We start from the raw sequence: 23,259 nt of genomic DNA, 5'->3' as shown, positions 1-23,259 counted from the left end.
AGTTTTTTATTATCCAGTACTCTCTTATTCCACACGCAGTAAATCCAAAGGCGTTATAATCCCAAGCAATTTTTCATTCGCTTGTCCATTTTCTGTAATTAGTAACGCTTCCAGCCTTCTACCTTGGACAACCGATTTCTTGAAGTATTCCTCGGCTTCATAAACAGAAAGATTTTTATCAATAAATCGATACGCTTTCTCCTTTTTCTCATGGAAATACACATCCGAGAGGGTTGTGGTCTCCCGTGAAACTTCTCCGTCTGAATACGTATTCGCTAACCAAAACGTAATACCCGCAGCCGTTATTAGACCGATGAACTTCCCGTTGTCATAAATCGGGATTTTGTTGAATCTTTTTTTACGAATTAATTCTAGGCCTCTTTCAAGGGTATCAGACACCTTCAATGTATGTACCTTTCGTTGGAACAATACGCCAACTGTAACTGGCTCTGATAACTTTCGATCGATGTACTCTATCAATTCCACCACATTATCATGCGGTTCGGCTATTGCGTAATCCACACCTGTTCGATTATGAACAATTGCATTCCGTAAATCTGCAAATTCACGCAGATCATCCTCAAACTTTCTAACGATTGCATTGTTCTTTTTAACTTTATCAATCAAACGGTAAAATGGCATATAACCCGTTAATCCACTTTCTTTATCCATCGATTTCTCGATCCGATTGTATGCCATTATAAAACGATCTGAGTTCTGAGTACTCATACGACACCACCCCATATCAATTAAACCAGATGACCTATCTAAACTCAGATAGGTCATCTTTAATTAAAACGAATTAAATATTCCAGACGACGCACCGATTACAACCATAATAATACCAAAAACAATTGATAAAGCTATCATAATTGCAGCGATAATTAAATAAGCTCTTGCAAAGTTTCTTCGTAAACTATTCGGGTCGAACGCCCAAATAAACATCATTATAATATTAACAAGCGGAATTGCTAGCAATACGAACGTTATGACCCATTGACCTACGGACATTTGAGGTATCACTTGATTACGAACCGCGGAAACAGGTTGTTCTGCAATATATTCTGCATTTTCCATATCCTCCACCTCCGATCTACCAATATAGTTATTCTATTATCTATACTATATGATAAAGGTTAAGAATAGGTTTAGTTTTCAAAATATTTCACCATCGCCTGATTTTATTGCTTAAATCGTAGTTTTTGCCGCGTTATGCTTAGACATAAAGATACCAAACAAAATAAGTCCCACTATTACTAGGACTGTAAGCCCAGCACTCCACCAGAAATCTGACATCTCACTATTCGCCTCAAACCAATAGGTAGCATAGGTAGGTAGTTTCCACGGAGACACCGACCAATACCGCCCGATTAGTGAATCGATCAGTTGCAAAATTAGTGTGATAAAAATTGCTAAACCTGCAGCACCTCCAGTTGGAAGCCATGCACTAAGTGCTAAAACCACTGTTACAACAAAAACAATCCATAAACTATATGTTGTGATAAAAGGAATGACTTGCCCAGCGTCAACGCGATCGAAAAGAATGTCTATATAATACCAAGCTGCTAGAAAACCGAGCCAGACACTTCCAAGCACGATCCCGTTTACAACCACCCATTTACTAAGGAAGTAACTACTAAACGAAATCGGTCTAACGTATAATAGTGTCGCCGTTCCACTCTTTCGCTCTCCCGAAATCACCCCCATAAAAGCAAGGACAATAACGAGGGTACCGATGAGTTGGTACTGCGAGAGTAAAGAAACGAAAATATCTGTCCCTTGAAATTCAGGCCAGTGAAATTCTGCTCCTTCCGGCATGTTGCCTACACTTTTCATAATCTCAGGTAGGTAGTAGTTTGTCACGGGTTCTATGATACCAAATAGGATAAAGACTAGCGGGACCCAAAGAAGTTTGAAATTGCGAGTATTTTCAAGCCACTCCTTTTTCAAAAGCACGCCAAATCCACTCATTCAATCACCGCCACTTTCATGAATATGTCTTCTAGACTTGCCGTTTGCCTTTCCACTTTTTGAACTTGGTACATTCCTGTAGTCAATATGGACAAAATAGAAGACATCTCGACTTGTTCAACCTCAACGTCAATCGATGCAGTAACCCCAATCGCTGCTACATTCCAAGGTGCCTGTTCCGTAAAGCGCTGCAATTCTGCGGGATTGTCAAATTCAATACATATGCGTGGCTCTGCATAACGTGTCCGGACATCGTCAAGAGTACCTTGTTCAACGAGTTTTCCCTTTCTTAAGAAAAGTAGCTGATCTGTCATCTCTTCTGCGTCATTCAAAATATGTGTCGAGTACAGGATTGTTGCTTCTTGCTGAATCTCTTTTAATAAATTCATCACCTGTCTTCTTCCAACAGGATCAAGTGCCGATACAGGTTCATCAAGAAGTAGTAATTTCGGTTTATGAACAATCGCCTGCGCAAGTCCAAGTCGTTGCTTCATTCCCCCTGAAAATGTACCTATTTTCTTTTTCAGCGAATCGCCAAGGCCAACAAATTCTAAAGTCTTTCTCGCTTCCATCGTCACCTTCTTAGCCTCCACACCACTTAACCCTGCAGCCATTTCCATAAATTCAAGTGCGGTCAGCCACGAAAAGAATTTCGGATACTGAGGTAGAAATCCAATTATTGACCGAATGTCTGGATTGGTATTCCCTTGAAATTCGATCTTCCCCGTAGAAGGTGTTACTAAACCTGCAAGCATGGATAACGTTGTTGTCTTGCCGGATCCATTTGGACCAATGAGCGCAGTCGATGTATATTCTTCAAGCTCAAAAGATACCGAATCCGTTGCTTTTGAAGCCCCATACATTTTCGTCAAATGATTTACTTCAAGTAAACTAGTCATTCTTGCTTTCTCCCGAAAATGAAATAAAGAATAGGACCAATTAGATTAACAAGAACAATAATGAGTATCCACATAATAAATGAACCCCTTGTGCTCCGATGCCTAATGATATCTATTAACGCAACAACCATTAGGATGGCCTGCAAGACAAGGATTGGCATAATCAATTTCCACGGAATATTCGCTAGTTCCTCCATCAAATCATCCACAACCTTTCTAATGTTATGATTAATATACCACCTCTGCTCTACTAAGTATAGAACAAAGTGTTTGGTTTTTGCAAATATTAAAAATACTCAATTCACTTTTGCATAATACACCGCTAGACTCCTATTTTTCATATCGTTTTCAAAGCGTCTAGTCGTCAGACCTCGCACATGTTTTTTCTAAGTTATCGTGCTATACTTTTCTGACGAAGCAGGAGGTCTTTTCTTATGAAACAATGGATGTATCCAATAATGATTGTTGTGGCGGCAAGTTGTTATGGTATTTTATCAACAATTGTAAAACTTGCAATACGTGACGGTTTTACAGCTGCAGAGGCCATTACAAGCCAATACTTTATTGGTTTTTTTATAGCATTACTTATTTTTATCATTGTACGGCGCACTACTCCAAAGTTCAGTGGTGGAACCACTTTACTCCTAGCCGGTTTATTTACTGCATCGACAGGTACGGTTTATTAAAAATTAGGCAGAAAACCACCTCTTCTAAGCGTAGCGAAAGTGGGGGATGAATGCCCCTCTTTTTAAAATAAACTTAATAAGATATAATGTAGTATACAGAATAAATAATAAGTTAAAAGGAGGTGTCGTCCGTGCCGACAAGCAACCTTAGACACAAAGCTTATAAGTTTAGAATTTACCCGAATCAAGAACAAACAACATTAATTAATAAAACCATAGGTTGCTCGAGGTACGTGTTCAACACCTACCTAAACCTTTGGGATACAACATATAAAAGTACAGGTAAAGGCTTGAGTTACGTGAAATGTTCCAGCGAATTAACTCAGCTCAAGAAGAGTATCGATTGGTTGCGAGAAGTCGATAGCATCGCACTTCAATCATCTCTTCGAGATTTGGCGGATGCGTATGATCGTTTCTTCAAGCAGCAAAACAAACGCCCAAAGTACAAATCCAAGAAAAATCCAGTACAAAGCTATACAACCAAATCTACGAACAACAATATAGCCATTATAGAAAACAAATTAAAGTTACCTAAACTCGGATTCGTTCGATTCGCTAAAAGTAGAGAAGTTCGCGGTCGTATTTTGAATGCCACGGTTAGACGGACACCGTCCGGCAAGTATTTTGTGTCACTTTTGGCCGAAGAAGTAATTCAAGAATTGAAACCAACACACTCAACCATTGGCATTGATCTCGGATTGAGCGACTTTGCCGTACTTTCCAACGGAGAAGTCATCAAAAACAATCGACACTTTAGAAAATTAGAAAATAAATTAGCAAAAGCTCAAAGAATCTTAGCTCGTAGAGCGAAGGGCTCTTCAAATCGCAACAAGCAACGCATCCGAGTAGCTAAAATTCACGAACAGATTAAAAATACACGCTCGGACTTCTTGCATAAACTCACGACCAATCTCATTAAAAACCACGATGTTATTGGTATCGAAGATTTGCAAGTAAACACTATGTTAAAGAACAAAAGCTTAGCAAAATCAATCAGTGATGTTAGCTGGTCGGAGTTCGGAGCACTTCTAGAGTATAAAGCAAGCTGGTACGGGAAAAAAGTTGTCGCAGTTGCGAAAAACTTTCCGAGTAGTCAGTTGTGTTCGTGCTGCGGAACTAAAAACAAAGCCGTTAAGAATCTTGCCATCCGTGAATGGAACTGTAAGACTTGCAACACCACTCACGACCGAGATCTTAATGCAAGCATAAATATTCGCAACGAAGCGATTCGTTTAACCGTAGGGACTACGGAGATAGCCTAGTAAACTTAAATCCGTTAGGATTTACAACCTAGGAATCCCCCACTTCTAAACAAAGTGAAAGTGGGGGTAGTTCAAGGGCAGGCCATTTCATATATGCCGGCTTCACTTGCTGTCGTGATGTTGTTTCAATTCACATGGATTGGACTACTATTCGACTGTGTCGCTAATCGACGACTGCCGAAACGTATTGAAGTTTTTTCACTTATTTTCCTTTTTGGCGGAACGATTCTTGCCGCAGGTGTTATTGACGCTGATTTAAGTGCGATTCCTTGGCAAGGTTGGGCATGGGGATTTGCTTCCGCAATAAGTTTTTCATCTTTTGTAATGATTAATCAAAAACAAATTAAAGGTATGGATACAGAAACACGTTTATTATTTACATCCTTTTTTTCCGTTATCTTTATTTGGTTTTTTCAAACACCAGAAATTGTTTGGAATGGCACCCTCTTCGGTGAAGGTTTATGGATCTATGGTTTGATTCTTGGTTTGTTCGGGATTGTCATTCCCATTTACTTATTCACGATTGCCGTACCAAAAGTTGGTGTGGCAATGACATCGATTTTAAGTGCTATGGAGCTTCCGGTTGCCGTTACCGTATCTGTTCTTTTACTAAGCGAGTCCCTCACTCTCCTACAGGTTCTAGGCATCGTGATCATCTTACTTGGCATGATCTTGCCTACCCTTGAGGAGAGAAGGCAACACTATAAAATAAACAAAATGAATTTATTAGAATAAAGGTGAGGATTGTTTTGGAAATTACAATTAGACAGGCAAGACCATCAGATGCAGAAAAATCTGCCCCACTCATCGTTGACGCAATCGGAGACATTGCTCAAAGAATGACTGGGGAAACAGATCCTGATCAAATTGAACAAGGATTATGCAAGCTTTTTAGACGTGATGATAATATGCACGCATACAAGTTCACATACATCGCTGAACTCGAAGGTGAAATTGCCGGGATTATGGTGCTCTATTCTGGAGAGGAAGCTCCACAGTTAGACATAAATCATAGTGCATGGCTAGCCGAAAGAGGCGCAGCGGTTTCTGAAATTGATCCTGAATCACTTCCGGATGAGCTTTACATCAACACCGTCTGCATCGACCCTCGTTTCCGTGGAAAAGGGATTGGCACACAATTATTTACGTTCGCCGAAGAAGTTGCAAAAAAATCGGGGATTAAAAAGGTATCTTTAAATGTTGAAACAGAAAAAGAAGACGCGATTCGTCTCTATACTAGAATTGGGTACGAGATTGTATCTCCTTGGACAATCATCGGTGAACCTTTCCACCATATGGTCAAAAAAGTTTAATCCATTTATGAAAAGTTAGTTACCTCTCAAATAAATGAGAGTAACTGACTTTTTTTATTCAAAAAAGTTCTCCTTGAAAACTTTTTCTCTTTTTTAAGGGTATATATAGTAAGAGCAATTATTTTTCGTTCTGAAAGGAGTGAAGGGTACGTGGAGATTGATGACTGGGTCACAAAAATAAAAGCGGGCGATAAAGAATCCTTTCGCCTTTTTTATGAAACATATGCTGAATATGCGATTCGGACTGCTTCTGCAATTACACGTAATCGAGAATTGGCTAAAGATGCAGTGCAAGAAACATTTATACGAGTCTACAAAGGTATTAACAGCTACAACATAAACCTTCCATTTGACCCTTGGTTCTACCGAATCCTAACGAATGAATGTCTACGATTGCTGAAAAAAGAGAAGCGGCTTGCTAGTTTTGACGATCAAGACTTAGAAAATCTACCTTCTCACACTCATGAAGCCCTGGACGGCTTGTCTGACTTATACGATACAATTCAGTCCCTTGATGATGTCTATCGGATTCCACTCCTACTAAAATACGTGAAAGGCTTCACTGAAAAGGAAATTGCTTCTATTCTTGACTTGAATCAAAACACGGTCAAGTCACGCTTGTTCAAGGGGAGGAAACAATTAAGAAATCAACTGGAGCTAATGGGAAGGGAGGGTACGCTACAATGAGCGACTTGGATAAGAAAGTAAAAGAGGACGTATATAAAAGAACCACACATGAAACATATGGAATGCAAGATGAAATATGGGGCAAACTGGATAAGGTTTTATTTAATCATAAGAAAAAAGAGGTAAAAAAGAAGAATCGCTTCGTTCCTTTGGGAATTACAATTGCTGCTAGTCTATTCCTTTTGTTTAGCTTACAGACGAATACTGGCAGTGCTTTAATAAAAGGTATAAAAGATATGTTCACCCCCGAAAAAGAAATGATTCAAGGCATCGAAGGCAACGATGAAGAAACCATGGTCCAATTAAATGAGGGTTCAGGTTCAGAGTATATCATTTATATCGACGAAACTAGATATAAAATGATACCTGGTGAAGACATGGATGCAATTAGAACGTTAGAACCCTTACCGGAAGATTACCCGGAAGTTTCACTGACTATCAAACAAGTTCCAAATGAATTGCCCGAAGAACTAGCAACAAAGCTCGAAACCGAATTGAAAAAGGATTTTCCAGAGCTTAAAGAAGTTGAAACAGTCACGGAACCTGTTGCAGGTTTTCTTTTACATGGCGTACAAGGATACGAATGGGATTCTAAAGTTGTTCATGCATATGTTATTTCCAACGGGAGAGAAGGTAGTTTTATCATCACCGGAAATTATTTTCTTGAAGCTTCCGAAGGGCATGGCGCAAGATTCCACTATATGCTCGAGACGTTTGAAATTGTAGAATAAAGAAGTTTGGAGAGAGGATTGTGATTCTTATGATCCTCTTTCTCAACTCTCCTCCTTATCTATGAATATTTACCGAACTTAAAGGGTATATATAGTATCATAGAACTTTTCGGATTTCCCAAATAAAAGGAGGAGACAAGTTGGACATACTCTATTTATTCGATCTGCTAATCGCAACTTTATATATAATTTTCATTGTTTTTATATCGCCATTTCTTGTCCGTTTCCTTAAATTATTCACGCCTGATTGGGTACTTCAAATTGCACCTGTGTTCGTAATCATTCTAATAAGTAGCGGCAGCATTACTCACTTTGGTTATAACGGATTTAGCAATACGCCTTTCTTTCAATTTATGTGGGTTTTTTCGATATCCCTAATCTTGCTATTGGCTTTATTATTTATTGCAAAAACAGTATGGAAAGAACATTATGAAAAGTTAACGCTAAAATTAGTAGATATAAAAGAACGTATTCACACTAAACTACATTCCATCATCCAAGAAATAAAGTTAATAATCCAATCTGCATTAAAAAAGATAGGTCATATCATCTCTCATAAGTAAGTGAATAGTGTTGTAGAAGTTAACGTTTTCCTATATCCAGCAAAACGACTTTATTCCCACTTCTGATGAAGCTTCCTAGCTGCCTCTTTGGGATTCTCAGCTTTCATCAGCGCTGATACGACAGCAACGCCAACTATACCCGTACCTTGTAGAGTTCCAATGTTTTCTAGCGTAATGCCTCCTATTGCTACACTTGGAATTGAAACAGATTGTGTAATTTCCGCAAGCATTCCATCCGGCAATTTTTTTGAATCGCTTTTTGTTCCCGTTGGAAATGCCGCGCCTACACCTAAATAAGTGGCGCCCGCCTGCTCAGCTAATATCGCCTCTTCTACTGTTCCAACTGAAACGCCCACAATCATTGAGGTAGGGACAAGCTTTCGAACTACAGCAAGCGGCAAATCACTTTGTCCAATATGAACACCTGCCGCGCCTACCGCAAGCGCTACATCGACACGATCATTGATAATTAAAGGAACGTCATATCCATAAAGCAATTCCTTTATCGCTTTCGCCTTTTCATAAAATTCAAGGCCACCGCTGTTTTTTTCTCGTAACTGAACTAGTGATACTCCACCTTCAATCGATTTTTCAACAATATTCAATAAATCGTTCAGTGGAACCGCTTCTTCTGTAACAAAGTATAGAGTCAAATCAAGCTTCAATTAACCTCACCTCTTTTCTCCAAATGTCCTCATTCATATTAAAAATGGCGTCCATAAGCCTTACTTTATACATGCCAATTCCCTCATCTTTTTGAAGTTGTATTTTCGCTCTTTCACCGGATAAACTCATTAACGACATTCCAGAAACTGCTGCATGTAGATAATTTTTTGTCATTCCGCTGAAACACCCGATTAATGAAGTGGTCATACAACCAGTCCCCGTAATGTTTTTTAACCAACTGTCTCCATTATCAATTTGAACGGTTTCCTGGCCATTGGAAACCGTGTCTATTTTTCCACTTATAACAGCAACACATGAAAAAGTTGTTGCAACTCGAATCGCAAGCTCTTTCATCGTCAGCGAAACGTCTCCTGTGTCGACTCCACGAGTTTTTGACGTTCCTCCAATTAACGAATCCATCTCACTCGCATTGCCGCGAATGACAGCGACCGAAACTGCACTTAAAAACTCTTTTGCTTTTTCTTTCCGAAATGTTGTAGCACCTACTCCGACTGGGTCAAAAACAACTGGAATCCCCTTCTTATTTGCAACCTTTCCAGCCAAAACCATTGCTTTAAACACTTCGACTTGAAGGGTACCGATATTCACAACAAGTGCATCTGCAAGTTGAACCATTTCTCCTACTTCCTCAATACTCGTTGCCATTACAGGCGATGCTCCAACTGCGAGTGTGACATTCGCGCAGTCATTTATCGTGACGGCATTCGTAATATGGTGGACTAACGGGTTTTCCTTTCGAATGCTTGCATACAGCTTCATTACTTCTTCTTTATTCATCTTGCAAGACTCCATACGCCTTTTCGTATAAATCGTGAAAATGGTTCGTTGGGCCATGACCGGAACCCAAAGCTAGACTATGTGTAATTGCCGTCGTGATATATACTTTCGCTTCTGAAACCGCCTCGAACATCGTTTTACCCTTTGCTAAATTCGCAGCGATTGCAGAAGATAATGTACATCCTGTACCGTGGGTATTCTTCGTTTCAATGCGTTTAGAAGTTAACCAGTGGAAGTTTTCTCCGTCATAATAAAGATCGTTGGAATCCCCTGATAAATGACCACCCTTTATAAGCACGGCGCTTGGTCCCATTTCTTTTAATTGGATACACGCCTTGTACATTTCGTCTTCTGTTTGAACGGATTTCCCAACCAACACTTCTGCTTCTGGAATATTCGGCGTAATAAGGGATGCTAAAGGAAGCAACTCCTTGATTAATGCCTTTACTGCCGATTCTTGCAGTAAGTGATGGCCTCCTTTTGAAATCATCACTGGGTCTACTACGATATGTTTCGGATTGTATTTTCTGAGTGACTCTACAACTACTTGAACGGTTTCGGCATTGCCTAACATCCCTATTTTTACTGCATCTACTTGGATATCATCAAAGACGGCTTCGATTTGATCACGAATGATGTTTAGATCGATGTTTTGTACAGAACGAACTTCCCGTGTATTTTGCGCAGTTACAGCTGTAATGACAGACATTCCAAACACACCGAGTGCGGACATCGCCTTTATATCCGCTTGAATCCCTGCGCCGCCTACAGAGTCAGATCCCGCTATTGTGAGTGCTGTTTTCATCTAGATAACCTCCAATTGCTTTGTTTTTTATTAATGTTTTCAGCAATATATAAGCAATAATTGCTCCCGTTACTGAACTAATCATAAATGCGGGAATAAAACCAAATAGAGTCATTTCCCTTCCGAAAAGAAGTACACCAATTGGATACGTAGCCATCGCCCCGAGTAACCCCGTCCCAACAATTTCTCCTACAAAGGCAAAACCAATTTTCTTTGTTTTCATATATAAAAAACCTGCTAAAAACGCACCGATTAAACTCCCCGGATAAGCAAAAACTGAGCCTGTTCCGAGCATATTCCTTAATGTAGAGACAACAAATGCGCCTCCAACTGCATACCAAGGTCCAAGAATGACCCCTAACAGTAAATTTGAAAAATGTTGAATCGGAAATATTTTTGTGAAACCAACCGGAATATAAATAAGGTGACTCGATAAAGTTGTCAGTGCCACAATGATTGACGTTAACGTCAATTTAAACGTTTTATTCACTCGATAGTCTCCAATCTCTTTACTTCTGCATAATGTTCTCAAAAACTTCATTTGCATCATACGGTTCTTTAATTAACTCTTTTTCAACGAGCCAATTGATAACTTCGGCCCAGCTTTCTTCTTCCTGGTACCCAAACGGTAGAGCCCCTGCATCCATAAGTGGTAATAAGACGTTCAAGCTTTGCGTTTCAATGTTTTCATCTAATGGAAAGCTGTCATTCTCGTGGTCCAATAAAACTTGTAAACCTATTTCAGGGTTTTCCTGAACAATATCTTGTGCTTTTGTCAAGGCACGCCAAAACTTTTCAAAAGCGGCTTTCTTCTTCGTTAACGCCTTCTCTCCAGTAACCAAAATCAGCTCATAATTTGCAGGTACACCATAATCAGAGAGGTTAATCCAGTCGACATTATGCCCTTCCTCTCTTAAAATAACGAGTTCATGGTTCACATAAGCACTTGTTACGGCATCAACATTCCCCGTCGAAATTGCAGGCATAAGGTCCCAACCGACATCGACCATCTGCACTTTACTTGGGTCCCCGCCGTCTGCTTCGACCATCGTTTCGATGACCGCTTCACTTATGGCTGAAGATGCATAGCCTACTTTCTTATTTTCTAAATCCTTCGGCGAACGAATACCACTTTCTTCCTTAAACATAACCCCGTCCAGTGAATGTCTTACGAATGTCGCAAGAGATACAACTGGTATATCTTCACTTCGTGCAAGTGCAACGAGCATTTGATAACTAATTGCCAAATCGACTTTTCCAGTAGCTGCAAGTTTAAGGGGATCACTTGTCTCCGCAGGCATTTCAATCGTCACATTCAAGCCTTCCTCTTCAAATAATCCCTCTTCTTTTGCGTAATAGAGGCTCGAATGCACTGCGTTCGGATACCAATCGAGCATGATTGAAATTTCTTCTAATGCTTGACCCGTATCGCTATCTCCTTTTGCAGTTTGAGAACACCCAACTAATAAGGCAGCGGCAACAATCAATACCGCTTGAAACAATCGGCTTTTTTTCTTCATACTCGTTCAACTCCTATGTCTTTTCATCATTTTTCCATCGTAAAAAATGTTTTTCGATCATCGTGACACAGCTAAATAACAACATCCCGACAATCGAAAGCAATGTAATCGCTGCAAATACGCCTTCTGCATTTAAATTCCCCGACATGCGGCGGCTATAATAGCCAAGTCCTTCACTTGCGCCGAGCCACTCACCGATTGTTGCACCGATTAAAGCGGAGACAATGGCCAATTTCAACCCCGAAAAAAAGGAGGGCAAAGCAGACGGGAATTGTAACTTGAAAAATAAATGTCTTCTTTTTGCCCCCATCGTTCGAAGCAACTCCACATACTCTTTGTCCGTTGAACGAAGGCCATCAAACGTTCCGACAACGACCGGGAAAAACGAGATAAGTATCGTGACTGCAACTTTGCTCCAAATTGTATAACCAAACCAAAGGACAAATATTGGGGACAAAGCAATGATTGGAATCGTTTGTGAAATAAGTACAGCAGGATACATCAGTTTTTCAACTGTTTTCGAATAAAACATACTAACAGCTAACCCCACACCACCAATAACAGATATCGCAAAGCCAATGCCAAATTCCAGCATCGTCGCACGTAAATGTTCAAAAATGAGTGCCTGCCAATTATTTATAATCGCCAACACGACTTTTGACGGCGCTGGGATAATGTACGCTGGGACAACTTCTGAACGAACAAGCCACTCCACACCCAATAAGAGAATACACGCTGAAGTAATGAACAATGCGTACGACTGGAACCACTTTTTAATCGTTGTCATAAGCAATCTTCTTCTCCAATTCCTGGCGTAACAAAACCAATTCCGTTGAATTTTGCATGTCCTTCGTTCGCGGATGCGTTAATCCCACTGCAATTTCCTCAGTTGGACGATTGGGTGAAAGTAGCACAATGCGGTCACTCATATACACCGCTTCTTCCAAGTCATGCGTGATGAACAACACCGTTTTGCCCGACTCCTGCCAAATGGACAAGAGCCATGTTTGCATCTCTTTTTTGGTTAATGAATCCAGTGCTCCGAAGGGTTCATCTAGCAGCAACACTTCTTTTCCGGTTAATAATGTCCGTAAAAAAGCCACTCGTTGCCGCATCCCTCCTGATAACTCCTTAGGAAGTGCATTTTCATAGTCAAGAAGACCAACGCGTTCCAACCATTCGCGAGCTTCTTCTTTCGTAATCAGTAGATCCTTTTGGATTTCTCCAGCAATAACCATGTTTTCAATAACCGTTCGCCAAGGTAGGAGCAAATCACGTTGGGGCATATATCCCACATCCCCCAACGCAATCGGCTTTCCATTTACAGTAATCGATCCTTGTTGTGGCGTAAGCAATCCTGTTATTAGTCTTAAAACCGTACTTTTTCCCGCACCACTTTTGCCAATCAGCGAAACGAACTCACCTTGTTCAATTGTTAGATTCAGTCCGGACAACACTTTTTTGGGCTCTTTATTTTCATTGAAAAATGAATACGAGATGTCTTTAAGTACTAACGTCATTGTCTACAACCCCATACCTAATTAAATCGGCCATTTTTCTTGCGTATAGTTCATTTCCCAAAACAGGTACTCATATTTAGATGTCATTTGGAAGTGTTTTTCGATTTGTGCCAACTCACGCTCTGGTTTCCCCTCAGTCAGCTGATCCATGAGTTCAATCAACCATTTCGCACCTGCTGCAAACTCTTCAGAGTCATACGTCTCAATCCATTTCGAATACTTATTTGTTGCCAACTGGTCGCCGTACTGTTTTCGAAGCAACTTACCAATTTCCCAATAATCCCAAGCACATGGCAATAAACAAGAGACAAGTTCAACTAACGATCCATTTTGAGCAACATTTAACATATAACGTGTGTATGCCAAATTTGTAGGAGTTGGTTCAGTTGCTTCAAGTTCTTCATTCTTAATTCCAAATTCCGCTGCAAATGCCCTGTGTAAATCCATTTCAAAATGAATCGTATCGTTGAGTGTTTTTGAAAAGCTTTGCATCATTTGTAGATCGAGGGCTTTTTGGACGCCAACCGCAAACAACTTTGAGTAGTCAACTAAGTACACATAGTCTTGTTTCATGTAATAAATGAATTTATCTTCCGCAAGTGTCCCTTTACCAATTTCCTGTACGAAGGGATGATTGTGACTCTTCTCCCAAATTGGCTGTGCATTTTCAAACAGTCTATCTGTAAATTTTTTAGTTTTAGTAGTTATCATGAATAATTCCTCCTGTGTAATTCACTTTTTATTTCAGACAAAGTAAAAACCGCCTTCCAAAGTCGGAAAGCGGCTGTTGACTACATATTTATAAAACCTGATTGTAGTTTTTCAGCTGCTTCCCTACGCAAGTATTAACTAGATCAGGTTCAAAGGGTTTACATCTTCAGATGTGTCTCAGCCTAGAAAGGCCCCCCTAGCAGATATATTCAATTGGTTGATAGCTTACAAAATTCAGCGCTGAATTCTTCTAAAGATTATCACATTAAACTTAAATTGCAAATCTTTTTAAAATTAGCACTCCAAAACCGACTCTATTTTTTCACAATTAAAAGTTAGTTCAGATGGATTCGATAGTTTTTTGTAGTATAATGGAAAACGGTACGTACAATAATTGAATACATATTTTTTAGTAAACTACTGATGTCTCGTACATCTAACATAAGGAGATTAACAGAATGAATTCAATAGAAAACATAGTCAACTCCCTTAAACAAATCCTAAATGACGACCAAGTTTCGGTCAACCAAACGGTAAAGGAACTTCACGGAAGAGATGAATCCTACCATACACCAAGTCTGCCTGATATCGTCGTTTTCCCAAAATCGACTGCAGATGTCAGTGAAGTTATGAAGCTTGCGACTGAGCATCAAGTTCCCATTATTCCTTTTGGACTTGGCACGAGTTTGGAAGGCCATATCATCCCTTATGAGGGCGGAATTACAATCGACTTTTCCCTTATGAATGAAATTTTAGAAGTGAAGGAAAATGACTTTCTTGTCAAAGTACAACCGGGTGTAACGCGTTCACAGCTAAACCAACGACTGAAAAAGCATGGCTTGTTTTTCTCCGTTGATCCAGGAGCAGACGCAACACTAGGTGGAATGGCAGCAACCAATGCCAGCGGAACTACATCCGTAAAATATGGCGTTATGCGTGACCAAGTTCGGGATTTAGAAGTCGTGATGGCTGACGGAACCGTTATCCACACTGGTAATTTGGCTGCGAAGTCTGCGTCCGGCCTTCACTTAAACGGCATTTTTGTTGGCTCTGAAGGAACTTTAGGCTGCTTTACAGAATTGACCCTCCTCGTTCATGGCATACCTGAGCGTGTAACAGCGGCACGTGCTTCTTTTCCTACTGTGAATGATGCGGTAGAAGCTGTTGTCTCCATCTTACAAGCCGGTATCCCAATAGCTCGAGTCGAATTAGTGGATGAACCATCAATGAAACAATCAAATCTTTTCAGTGAAACAGATTACAAAGAAAAACCAACTCTATTTATGGAGTTTCACGGGAACGAAGCAGGATTAAAGCAAGATGTTGATTTTATGAAGTTAATCGTCGAAGATCATCACTGTGAAGGCATTGAATTCGAAACGGATAATGCGGCTCGCAACAAACTGTGGGAGGCTCGTCATAATTTAGCCTATGCTTTTATTCACGGTCATCCTGGTAAAAAAATGATGGTAACAGATGTCTGTCTCCCCATCTCAGAATTAGCAGGTGCAGTCAATTATGCACGTGAAACAGTTGAATCACTTGGAATGCCAGGTGGAATTGTCGGCCATGTTGGTGATGGTAATTTCCACGTGCTCCTAATGATTGATTTAAACAACGCTGAGGAAATTGCTAAAGCTGATTTATTGAATGAAAAAATTGTCACCTATGCGCTTGAACGTGGGGGCACATGTACTGGAGAACACGGTGTAGGAATCGGTAAAGCGAAGTACCAGGAACAAGAACATGGACCTGCATTGCTCGTTATGAATAAAATTAAAAAAGCACTCGATCCAGATAATTTACTCAATCCAAACAAAATTTTTCGTAGCACAGACAAAGCTTAAACCTCTTTTGGTTTAAGCTTTTCCTTTTATGATAAACTTAATAAAAAACTAGGAGTTGTTGGTATGTTGAAAGACCGTTTTTATTACAAAGATGCTTACTGTAAAGAGTTTGTGTCGCAACTTGTTCACGAGTCCCAAGATTCAGATGGTACTTATTTTGCCGTCTTAGAAAACACCTCATTTTATCCATCAGGTGGTGGACAACCGTCTGATATCGGAACGTTGAACGGAGTTGCGGTACATAATGTGGAGGAAGTGGATGGTGAAATCCGCCATTTCTTGGAGAAAAGTCTTGGTTCAGCGGATAAAGTGGAGGGCATGATTAACTGGGAACATCGTTTTGACCATATGCAACAACATGCGGGTCAGCATATCCTCTCTGCGGCATTCGTTGAATTATTTAATTTCCCTACTGTAAGTTTTCATTTAGGGAAAGAAATTGTATCGATCGACATAGACGTTCAAAACGTGACGGCCGAACAACTTGAAGCAGTAGAACGATTAGCGAATCAAGTAATTTTAGATAATCGATCCATTGAAACGAAATGGATTACTGAAGGGGAACTAGATCAGTACGATTTGAGAAAACAGGTTGCCGTTTCAGGCGACATCCGACTCGTTATCATTCCGGATTTCGATGATAATGGTTGCGGAGGAACACATCCTGCTTCAACAGGTGAAGTGCGAGCACTCAAGATTTTATCGACCGAAAAACATAAGCAAAAAACGCGTGTTTACTTTGTTTGTGGCGATCGCATACTTGACCAATTGCACTGGAAAAATCGAGAATTAGCCGATGCTTCCAAACGATTAAGTGTTCCTGAATACGAAGTTAGTTCGGCCGCTCAAAAATTACTCGACACGAATCATTCGCTTGAAAAAGCACTTAATGAAGCGCGCGAACAACGGTTAATTTTTGAAGCGAAAGAATTAACGAACAGTCAGCAGCAACCGATTATAAAAGCGACTTACGAAAATCGAACGGTACAAGAACTACAAAAACTTGCGCGGCTGCTTATTGCTGATTCAGAACATACAATTGCACTTCTTGTCGCTCAAAATGAAGATCGCCTTCAGTTTGTCGCAGCTCGAGGAGAAGCCGTGGAAACAAGCATGAAACAAATCTCGTCTGCTGCACTTTCCCTAATTAACGGAAAAGGTGGCGGCAATGATAGCTTTGTACAAGGTGGGGGCGAACAAAAAGTCCATGCCGAAGAACTCTTGCAAGCCATGCACGACGCTGTTACGTTATAAGCAAAAAAATGTGTACCCCATCAGTTCCCTAGTACACAAACTAAATACAAACATGAAAGGGAGTTCGCTTTGCTCCCTTTTGATGTTTCACTGAGTCGGCGTCATCCAATCAGTAACTTTCCAACGCCCATCAAAAACGAATGAACCTTACTCCATTTACTTCTTAAAAGACTGGACAAAAAGACCGTCTCCTTGAAGCCATTCGGCTATAAAAACATCTTGGTAGTCCGTAATATTTTGAGTATTTAATTGTAATTTTAACCAAGATTCAGTAAAACCCAAATCACTAAGTTCATCCCACAAAACTTCACCATCTCTTATTAAAGTGACTGGAACAAAAACTAATTTTGAAGGCATATTGAAATCTTCCTGAGTAGTTTTCTGGTACTTTGATTTCTTTAAAATACTAATCGATCCATTCGCCTCTAAATAACAATAGGCGACCTCACGAATCGAAAAGGTCTCACTTTGTCGAAGCAGACTTTGCAACTGATTAATAGTCAACCTATTTTTCTTTAATGATTCTCGATCGACAATACCATTTTTGATAAGTGCTGAAGGTTTCCCTTCGGCCACGCCCCTAAACGCAAGGGATTTTTGACTTAGATACTCAAAAATAAAAAGTAACCCACCCCAAACGGCCATCGAGTAAACAATATAAAAAACCCCTATTTTCTCATCGTATAAAGCATTTCCTAATAATTCACCTAATACAATAGCTGCAATAAAGGTAAAAGGTGATATTTGATTAATAACTTTCTTCCCTACAAACTTAATTATTAGGAAAAGGAAAACAAATCCAACCACAAGTTCAATTGTTAAGTTTGTGACTCCCATTTTTTCACAACACTCCATCCATCCTTAAAACACGCCATCCACCTTTAATCTACCCTAGTTGTTGCTTGAATATAATCTTCAACTAAACGTGTTAGCTATCCATATATTGCAAAAAATAACAACAAACAGAAGGGAATGAAAATGAGTGCAGAATGGTACTGAATTTTCATGGGAGTTGTGAAAGAAACTTATGATCCGCCTGAAAAACATCGATTCAATCTCTTAATTGGATTGAGTGCTTCATGCACGATAGGTTGATATAATGCTAGTTCATAGAAGCAGTTCATTTAATTGCCCAAAAAGAAAAGCTGCCCTGTAGAGGCAGCTGATTAATCAACTACTTCAATGAAGTAGCTCCCTTATCATAAAACTTAATATTGCTTTTTTACATCGTTATATATTTCTATTGCTTCTTCATAAATAGTGCTATTTGGCTCCATTTGATAATTTTCAGCACCATCTCCTAGATGAAAAATCCCCTTATCATCTATTACTAAAGCACCTGATATTTGGTCATTATAGATAAAGTTTATCGATATTTCCTTTTCATTATCGATCTGTTGATTTGTTTGTCCACTATATTCTATTTGATTGTAAGCCTTCACAAGTGACTGAACAGTTTTATTATCCACTTTGTTATATCCCTCGTACAAACTCTGTCCAAAACCAATATCAAAGTAATCTGCTTTAATCTTTTTTACAGAGTTATTCGTACACCCGCTTACAAATAAAAACACAATGAATAGTATAGACATAAGAAATAATTTTCTCACAATTTCACTTCCCCTAATTTACACTTGAAAATCTTGTTCAACTAATTGGACCGTATACATTACAATCGCTCCCTTTTCGGAAAGTATCAGTGAAAGAGAGATTCTTCTTCATTAGACAATTCAACAAAAAAAGGACTAATTATTAAAAACAACGGAATTAAACTCAAAAGAGAAAATACAGCAACATAAGAAGGACCAAAGAAAAGCTTAAGCAGCATTATTACAGGGACTATTATAAAAGGAATGAATGTGCTACCCTTCTCAGACGTGCAGTTAGATATTGCTTTTCTCCACAATAAGGACACGTCATTCCCCTAATTAATGTAAAATAGTTTTTAAAAGTCTGCTGCCAGCTCCATTTACTATGACAATTTTAGCTAGTTGGCATTTTGCTAACTCCTTTTCAGGAATATAGAGTTTGTCGAGGAACCCCCAACTACCCCGGAATTAATCTTTTACTGCCCTAATATCTTTTATTGAATTCGTAGAATTTGATTCTTCCTTTGTTATCTGATGTCCTTCTACAAGTGAGATAAAATAATCCTCATTCGATAAAGGATAAAAGTTCTGATTCTCTTGCCTTTTTTCAAAATAGATTGTGTATTTGTGTTTGGTATTTGTTTTTAATTCCCAACTTCCACCTAACTCCATAACAACATTTGCTGATATTCGATTGGCAGTGTAGCCTTTTTTATCTTTTACCAATTCAGCTACAGAATAATTATTTTTATCATGTTCAATCACTAAAATTTCTATTTCGTCCGTTGTAGTTATCAAGTCAATTCTTCCTTTAACTTCCTCACTTTGAATTAGATTCTCCAAAGCAGCTTCTTTCGATGAAAAATATTTTGAATTATTCTCTTGGCTACAAGCAATTAATAGTAAAGAGCTTGTCATCATTAAAATAACAATAAAACGCTTTATGATATTTACCTCCTTATTTTAATCAGCTTGCTGTCGAGGTATTAAGTAAAAATGAGAGACTAAGCCAATAATCAATGCTGGCACAATGGCAATATAAATATTTTGTCCGAAATTAACAATCACTATCTTAATAATGTCACTAAGATCGCTACTTAGTATATCTTTATAACGATCTGCTTCTTTGATGCCTCTAATTAATATCGTTAGTGAAATAATAATAAAGTAGCTAACCAAAGCATATTTAAAGCTTCTTTTCAATCTGTTATCCTCAGCTTGTTCTTCAATCAATAAAACCTCTAATGACACGTCCAGTAATTCTGAAATTTTCATCATGTTTTTCTTACTTGGATAGCCATTGCCTAATTCCCACTTTGATATTGATTTATCACTAACGTCTAATAACTCCGCGAGTTCTTCTTGTGTAAGACCTTTTTGTTTACGGTATTCTTTTAGTTTTAAACTTAGTATACTTTTATCCATTTTCTTTCCTCCTAGTTGGCTCTTATTTGTCTATAATTTTAAACAAACGCCATTATATTCTGAAGGAACTTTTAAAAATAGAATTCTATTCCTATAAAAACAGCCCTATTATTGAGTAGGCTGCAGATTCCTTATACATGAATCGTCCCCGAGCGGAGAACATTTAACACGTTGATCTCCGTTCCAGACTCTAGGTGCCTAAGTACCTTTTTACGTACTTATTCCAACTGAACTTCTTCTGCCCTTAACACATACCAGTGGTAAAATCGGCTCGCTTCTTCGACAGACACATCGGGCAAACTTTCATGTCGTACAGGCTGCGCGCGGTTGACGAGCCCGATTGTCGCAAGTCCTGTCCTTTGCTGCAATTTCGTCCGTTTAACGGACACTTCGATGATCTTATCGCGTCGCGTCAAATATGTGGTCTTTCCTAACGTCCCTTCACTTACTTGGATGAAACGGTCCGTTATTGCATAAGATGTGTTCCAATAGTTTACGATACGTGCAAGAACGAGCACTGCGAGAAAACCAATTGAAATGAGCCACCATGCATTTGGTTTTTCAAATAGATCATTCCGGAAATACGTAAGCACTGCTGTTACAATGAGCCAGAACCAATACGGCTTCACGATTCTCACAAATAATGATTTTCGTGGAAGTTGTTTCATATCAGTACTCACTTCGTAGTCCGGCAGCACTTCCTTAATCATTGAATACGCACGTTTTACCGGCAAGAAAGGATAGAGTGTACTCACTTCATCTTCGTCACTCCCAAGACTACCAGCACTGATCAGTTTCACTTCCGCTAATCCTAGCAGCCGTTTCATAAACGACTGAGAGATTTCAATCCCTTGAACACGTTTCTTCAGTATCGAAAAAGCGGATTCATCCAAAACACCTTTGGAAATGTAAATTCGTGTATCATCCGAGGCGATTTCATACTTTCCATATGTGATGAATGTCCGGATATAGCCGATTGTGAAAGACACGATAATTAAAACCGTTGCAATACCAGCAATGATCCACCCAGAGGTCAATAAGGATAACACCCATCCCTCTACAGCTTCTTCAACGTCGAATAATGCGCTAATTTTAGAAAAGACAGACGCGGCAATGACAATCAGAAACAAAAAACTGAGGGAAGTGAAAGACGCTTTAACGACTTCTCTACGTGTAGGTGTGAAATGGATGACTCTTTGCACTTCTTCTTTAGCCAATTCCACTATATGAGCATCCGTATGTGGAACTTCAATTCGTTTAGAACCTGCTTCTTTTACTAACAATTCCAATCGATTAGCTTCTTGTTGTGTCACTGCTTTGAATTCAACTTTAGCATCCACCCCGGTTGCACCAGTCTGGAAAGAAATCGACGTCATACGGAAAATCTTATGTAAAAACGATGTGCGTCGTTGGACATTTTGAACTTTTTCATAATAAACGATACGTTCCGTTTTTTGGAAAACGCCTGCTTTCAAATGAAATGCCTGTTCATCCGCAGCATATCGGTTAGAGAACCATTTCATCAGTAATGAAACAAGCGTCAAAACGGCCCCGAATAATAAAGCCCAGCGTCCAATACGGATTAGCATTGATTCCGAACCATAATTAAAAACGAATAACATAAATACGAAAAAAGCCACGTTTTTGACAAATCCGTATATGCCAAAAAGGATTGTCAATGGATGATAACGTTTAAACTCCATTATTCATCCACCTCCCGAATTTTCGCCAGATGTGCAATCTGGTTTCTTACGTCTATCGCTACTTGTTTCGGCAACCCTGCAATGGCGTGAGAGGAGCCCATCGTTTCTATAGCGATCGAATACAAGTTGAATCTCCGTAATATCGGGCCTTGATGCGTTGAAACCGCCTGGATCTTCGCCATCGGAACCAGCTCATGAACTTCGTGGAATGCGCCCGATTTTAGTTGCAAAAATTCTTCACTCACTTCATAACGCGTGTTTTTAAACACAAAAAACGGTCGTAATCCAATCGACCAAATAGCGCCGGTTAGAATTACGACAGCCACAAATAGGAGAATCCAGTTGACCCATTCCGGCCATGCAAAATAGATACTGACTCCATATAGAATCCCTGCGATGACAACTTCGACGGCAACGCTGATCAAAGCGCCCCATCTCATCGAAGGAATAATTTCTTTCGATAACCGTTTGGATGGTTCTTCAATAGGTGTATGCATTCAGTGACCCTCCTCAAGTAAAACTCTCTACCCTTATTACGGTTGGAATAAGAAAAAGATTCAATGAATGGGAAGTAGGATGAAAAAACACTTTTGCACCCATTTGTTTTATAGAGTTTTCAACAGTCGTTATTTTGTCTTTTATATTTATCTTTTTGCAAAGCAAATAACAACCAAATCATAAATAAACCAGTAGATACATACCTAACATCTTTTTCCATTGGATGTCCAAGTGCCCACCCTAGTATGTCTTTACTAATGAGGGTTATTAGAGTTAAAGCAAAAACAACTAAAAAAGAATGGATCATTAATTTTAAAAATTTAATTTCTGAGAGTCTCGGAAGTTTCAACATACCCCTCCCTCTATAAACATTGATATATCAACGGTTTAAGCCGTTGTAGGGTGTCGGAAAAATATTTTTCGACACGTTGGTTAACCTCGTTTTATTGTTATGTGAATATTCAAACAGAGTTGGATACGCTACGCGGTCATCGTTGGATATATTTTCAAAAAAACGATGATATTTATTTATACGATGCACTATGGATCTCCGCATTGCTTATGATGACGTACCCTCCCATGTCTCTTGGCGTCTGACGCGCCCACATTCCTTCGTTCGGTCTAGTCATAAGGCGGAGGCTGGCGAAGCTCCTTTAGGGACTCAATGGTCGAATGGAAAAAATAATGCCGGCTTCTCCGTGTCATCCAGTTGTCTAGTATTCCTTCGGAATAAGTCGGTTAAGCCACTCCGAGTTTAGGAATGTCCTTCATCATTTGCTGTGCGTCAAATGCCATATGTTTCGTACAAATC

The 23,259-nt window shown here is 39.4% G+C and carries 29 protein-coding genes and 1 riboswitch; of the genes, 9 read left to right on the top strand and 20 right to left on the bottom strand.

Annotated elements, in window-relative coordinates; translation table 11 throughout:
• Positions 1-24: 24 nt before the first annotated feature.
• The 5 genes from ACXYMX_RS13565 to ACXYMX_RS13545 form a co-directional block, all read right to left on the bottom strand.
• Positions 25-729 (bottom strand): CBS domain-containing protein, encoded by a 705-nt coding sequence (locus ACXYMX_RS13565; protein ID WP_459044784.1) that lies wholly within the window; start codon positions 727-729, stop codon positions 25-27.
• Between the two features lie 63 nt (positions 730-792).
• Entirely contained in the window at positions 793-1,077 is a 285-nt protein-coding gene (locus ACXYMX_RS13560) for a hypothetical protein (protein ID WP_459044783.1), read from the bottom strand.
• A gap of 111 nt (positions 1,078-1,188) precedes the next feature.
• Positions 1,189-1,971 carry an ABC transporter permease gene (locus ACXYMX_RS13555; protein ID WP_459044782.1) on the bottom strand — a complete coding sequence of 261 codons (783 nt, stop codon included), beginning with the start codon at positions 1,969-1,971 and terminating at the stop codon, positions 1,189-1,191.
• On the bottom strand, positions 1,968-2,870 hold the full coding sequence (locus ACXYMX_RS13550) for an ABC transporter ATP-binding protein (protein WP_459044781.1): 903 nt from the start codon (positions 2,868-2,870) through the stop codon (positions 1,968-1,970). Before ACXYMX_RS13550 ends, ACXYMX_RS13555 begins: the two co-directional genes overlap by 4 nt.
• Entirely contained in the window at positions 2,867-3,067 is a 201-nt protein-coding gene (locus ACXYMX_RS13545) for a PLD nuclease N-terminal domain-containing protein (protein ID WP_459044821.1), read from the bottom strand. The genes ACXYMX_RS13550 and ACXYMX_RS13545 overlap by 4 nt, the downstream gene beginning before the upstream one ends.
• A 237-nt stretch (positions 3,068-3,304) precedes the next feature.
• Between ACXYMX_RS13545 and ACXYMX_RS13540 the strand changes: the two genes are divergently transcribed.
• From ACXYMX_RS13540 to ACXYMX_RS13510, 7 genes are all read left to right on the top strand, one after another.
• Positions 3,305-3,556: a hypothetical protein gene (locus tag ACXYMX_RS13540; protein ID WP_459044780.1), complete on the top strand. Its 252-nt coding sequence runs from the start codon at positions 3,305-3,307 to the stop codon at positions 3,554-3,556.
• Positions 3,557-3,687: 131 nt separating this feature from the next.
• On the top strand, positions 3,688-4,818 hold the full coding sequence (gene tnpB, locus ACXYMX_RS13535) for an IS200/IS605 family element RNA-guided endonuclease TnpB (protein WP_459044779.1): 1,131 nt from the start codon (positions 3,688-3,690) through the stop codon (positions 4,816-4,818).
• A 93-nt stretch (positions 4,819-4,911) separates the two neighbouring features.
• Entirely contained in the window at positions 4,912-5,553 is a 642-nt protein-coding gene (locus ACXYMX_RS13530) for an EamA family transporter (protein ID WP_459044778.1), read from the top strand.
• A gap of 14 nt (positions 5,554-5,567) precedes the next feature.
• Complete coding sequence (locus tag ACXYMX_RS13525) at positions 5,568-6,131, top strand: GNAT family N-acetyltransferase (protein WP_459044777.1); 564 nt, start codon at positions 5,568-5,570, stop codon at positions 6,129-6,131.
• A gap of 150 nt (positions 6,132-6,281) precedes the next feature.
• Complete coding sequence (locus ACXYMX_RS13520; RefSeq protein WP_459044776.1) at positions 6,282-6,818, top strand: RNA polymerase sigma factor; 537 nt, start codon at positions 6,282-6,284, stop codon at positions 6,816-6,818.
• A complete protein-coding gene (locus tag ACXYMX_RS13515) occupies positions 6,815-7,549 on the top strand; it encodes a hypothetical protein (protein ID WP_459044775.1) in 735 nt (244 codons plus the stop codon). Before ACXYMX_RS13520 ends, ACXYMX_RS13515 begins: the two co-directional genes overlap by 4 nt.
• A 140-nt stretch (positions 7,550-7,689) precedes the next feature.
• A complete protein-coding gene (locus tag ACXYMX_RS13510; protein WP_459044774.1) occupies positions 7,690-8,112 on the top strand; it encodes a hypothetical protein in 423 nt (140 codons plus the stop codon).
• A 50-nt stretch (positions 8,113-8,162) separates the two neighbouring features.
• On the opposite strand, the gene thiE is transcribed toward ACXYMX_RS13510, so the two are convergent.
• The 8 genes from thiE to tenA are packed head-to-tail and all read right to left on the bottom strand — an operon-like array spanning position 8,163 to position 14,132.
• On the bottom strand, positions 8,163-8,777 hold the full coding sequence (gene thiE, locus ACXYMX_RS13505) for a thiamine phosphate synthase (RefSeq protein WP_459044773.1): 615 nt from the start codon (positions 8,775-8,777) through the stop codon (positions 8,163-8,165).
• Entirely contained in the window at positions 8,767-9,576 is an 810-nt protein-coding gene (gene thiM, locus ACXYMX_RS13500) for a hydroxyethylthiazole kinase (RefSeq protein ID WP_459044772.1), read from the bottom strand. Before thiM ends, thiE begins: the two co-directional genes overlap by 11 nt.
• Positions 9,569-10,381, bottom strand: a complete 813-nt coding sequence (gene thiD, locus ACXYMX_RS13495; protein WP_459044771.1) for a bifunctional hydroxymethylpyrimidine kinase/phosphomethylpyrimidine kinase — start codon at positions 10,379-10,381, stop codon at positions 9,569-9,571. Before thiD ends, thiM begins: the two co-directional genes overlap by 8 nt.
• On the bottom strand, positions 10,350-10,871 hold the full coding sequence (gene thiW / locus ACXYMX_RS13490) for an energy coupling factor transporter S component ThiW (protein ID WP_459044770.1): 522 nt from the start codon (positions 10,869-10,871) through the stop codon (positions 10,350-10,352). The genes thiD and thiW overlap by 32 nt, the downstream gene beginning before the upstream one ends.
• 19 nt (positions 10,872-10,890) lie before the next feature.
• On the bottom strand, positions 10,891-11,901 hold the full coding sequence (locus ACXYMX_RS13485; protein ID WP_459044769.1) for an ABC transporter substrate-binding protein: 1,011 nt from the start codon (positions 11,899-11,901) through the stop codon (positions 10,891-10,893).
• 13 nt (positions 11,902-11,914) lie between these two features.
• Positions 11,915-12,688: an ABC transporter permease gene (locus ACXYMX_RS13480; RefSeq protein WP_459044768.1), complete on the bottom strand. Its 774-nt coding sequence runs from the start codon at positions 12,686-12,688 to the stop codon at positions 11,915-11,917.
• Positions 12,675-13,421 carry an ABC transporter ATP-binding protein gene (locus ACXYMX_RS13475; RefSeq protein WP_459044767.1) on the bottom strand — a complete coding sequence of 249 codons (747 nt, stop codon included), beginning with the start codon at positions 13,419-13,421 and terminating at the stop codon, positions 12,675-12,677. Before ACXYMX_RS13475 ends, ACXYMX_RS13480 begins: the two co-directional genes overlap by 14 nt.
• 21 nt (positions 13,422-13,442) lie before the next feature.
• Positions 13,443-14,132, bottom strand: coding sequence for a thiaminase II (tenA, locus tag ACXYMX_RS13470; protein ID WP_459044766.1), 690 nt, complete (start codon positions 14,130-14,132; stop codon positions 13,443-13,445).
• 103 nt (positions 14,133-14,235) lie between these two features.
• Positions 14,236-14,340: riboswitch (TPP riboswitch) on the bottom strand.
• A gap of 250 nt (positions 14,341-14,590) precedes the next feature.
• Here tenA and ACXYMX_RS13465 point away from each other — a divergent pair.
• Together ACXYMX_RS13465 and ACXYMX_RS13460 are read left to right on the top strand one after the other, a co-directional pair.
• Positions 14,591-15,979 (top strand): FAD-binding oxidoreductase, encoded by a 1,389-nt coding sequence (locus tag ACXYMX_RS13465; protein ID WP_459044765.1) that lies wholly within the window; start codon positions 14,591-14,593, stop codon positions 15,977-15,979.
• Between the two features lie 63 nt (positions 15,980-16,042).
• Positions 16,043-17,233: an alanyl-tRNA editing protein gene (locus ACXYMX_RS13460; protein ID WP_459044764.1), complete on the top strand. Its 1,191-nt coding sequence runs from the start codon at positions 16,043-16,045 to the stop codon at positions 17,231-17,233.
• A gap of 156 nt (positions 17,234-17,389) precedes the next feature.
• On the opposite strand, the gene ACXYMX_RS13455 is transcribed toward ACXYMX_RS13460, so the two are convergent.
• From ACXYMX_RS13455 to ACXYMX_RS13425, 7 genes are all read right to left on the bottom strand, one after another.
• Complete coding sequence (locus tag ACXYMX_RS13455; RefSeq protein WP_459044763.1) at positions 17,390-18,070, bottom strand: DUF421 domain-containing protein; 681 nt, start codon at positions 18,068-18,070, stop codon at positions 17,390-17,392.
• A 371-nt stretch (positions 18,071-18,441) separates the two neighbouring features.
• Complete coding sequence (locus ACXYMX_RS13450; RefSeq protein WP_459044762.1) at positions 18,442-18,843, bottom strand: hypothetical protein; 402 nt, start codon at positions 18,841-18,843, stop codon at positions 18,442-18,444.
• 447 nt (positions 18,844-19,290) lie between these two features.
• A complete protein-coding gene (locus tag ACXYMX_RS13445) occupies positions 19,291-19,740 on the bottom strand; it encodes a hypothetical protein (protein WP_459044761.1) in 450 nt (149 codons plus the stop codon).
• A gap of 45 nt (positions 19,741-19,785) precedes the next feature.
• Positions 19,786-20,247: a helix-turn-helix transcriptional regulator gene (locus tag ACXYMX_RS13440; protein WP_459044760.1), complete on the bottom strand. Its 462-nt coding sequence runs from the start codon at positions 20,245-20,247 to the stop codon at positions 19,786-19,788.
• 218 nt (positions 20,248-20,465) lie between these two features.
• Positions 20,466-21,950, bottom strand: a complete 1,485-nt coding sequence (locus ACXYMX_RS13435; RefSeq protein WP_459044759.1) for a PH domain-containing protein — start codon at positions 21,948-21,950, stop codon at positions 20,466-20,468.
• Positions 21,950-22,447, bottom strand: a complete 498-nt coding sequence (locus ACXYMX_RS13430; RefSeq protein ID WP_459044758.1) for a PH domain-containing protein — start codon at positions 22,445-22,447, stop codon at positions 21,950-21,952. The genes ACXYMX_RS13435 and ACXYMX_RS13430 overlap by 1 nt, the downstream gene beginning before the upstream one ends.
• 119 nt (positions 22,448-22,566) lie before the next feature.
• Positions 22,567-22,797, bottom strand: coding sequence for a hypothetical protein (locus ACXYMX_RS13425; RefSeq protein ID WP_459044757.1), 231 nt, complete (start codon positions 22,795-22,797; stop codon positions 22,567-22,569).
• Positions 22,798-23,259 lie beyond the last annotated feature (462 nt).

Source organism: Sporosarcina sp. CAU 1771, from assembly GCF_054482775.1.
This window is presented reverse-complemented; position numbering and strand designations above follow the sequence as displayed.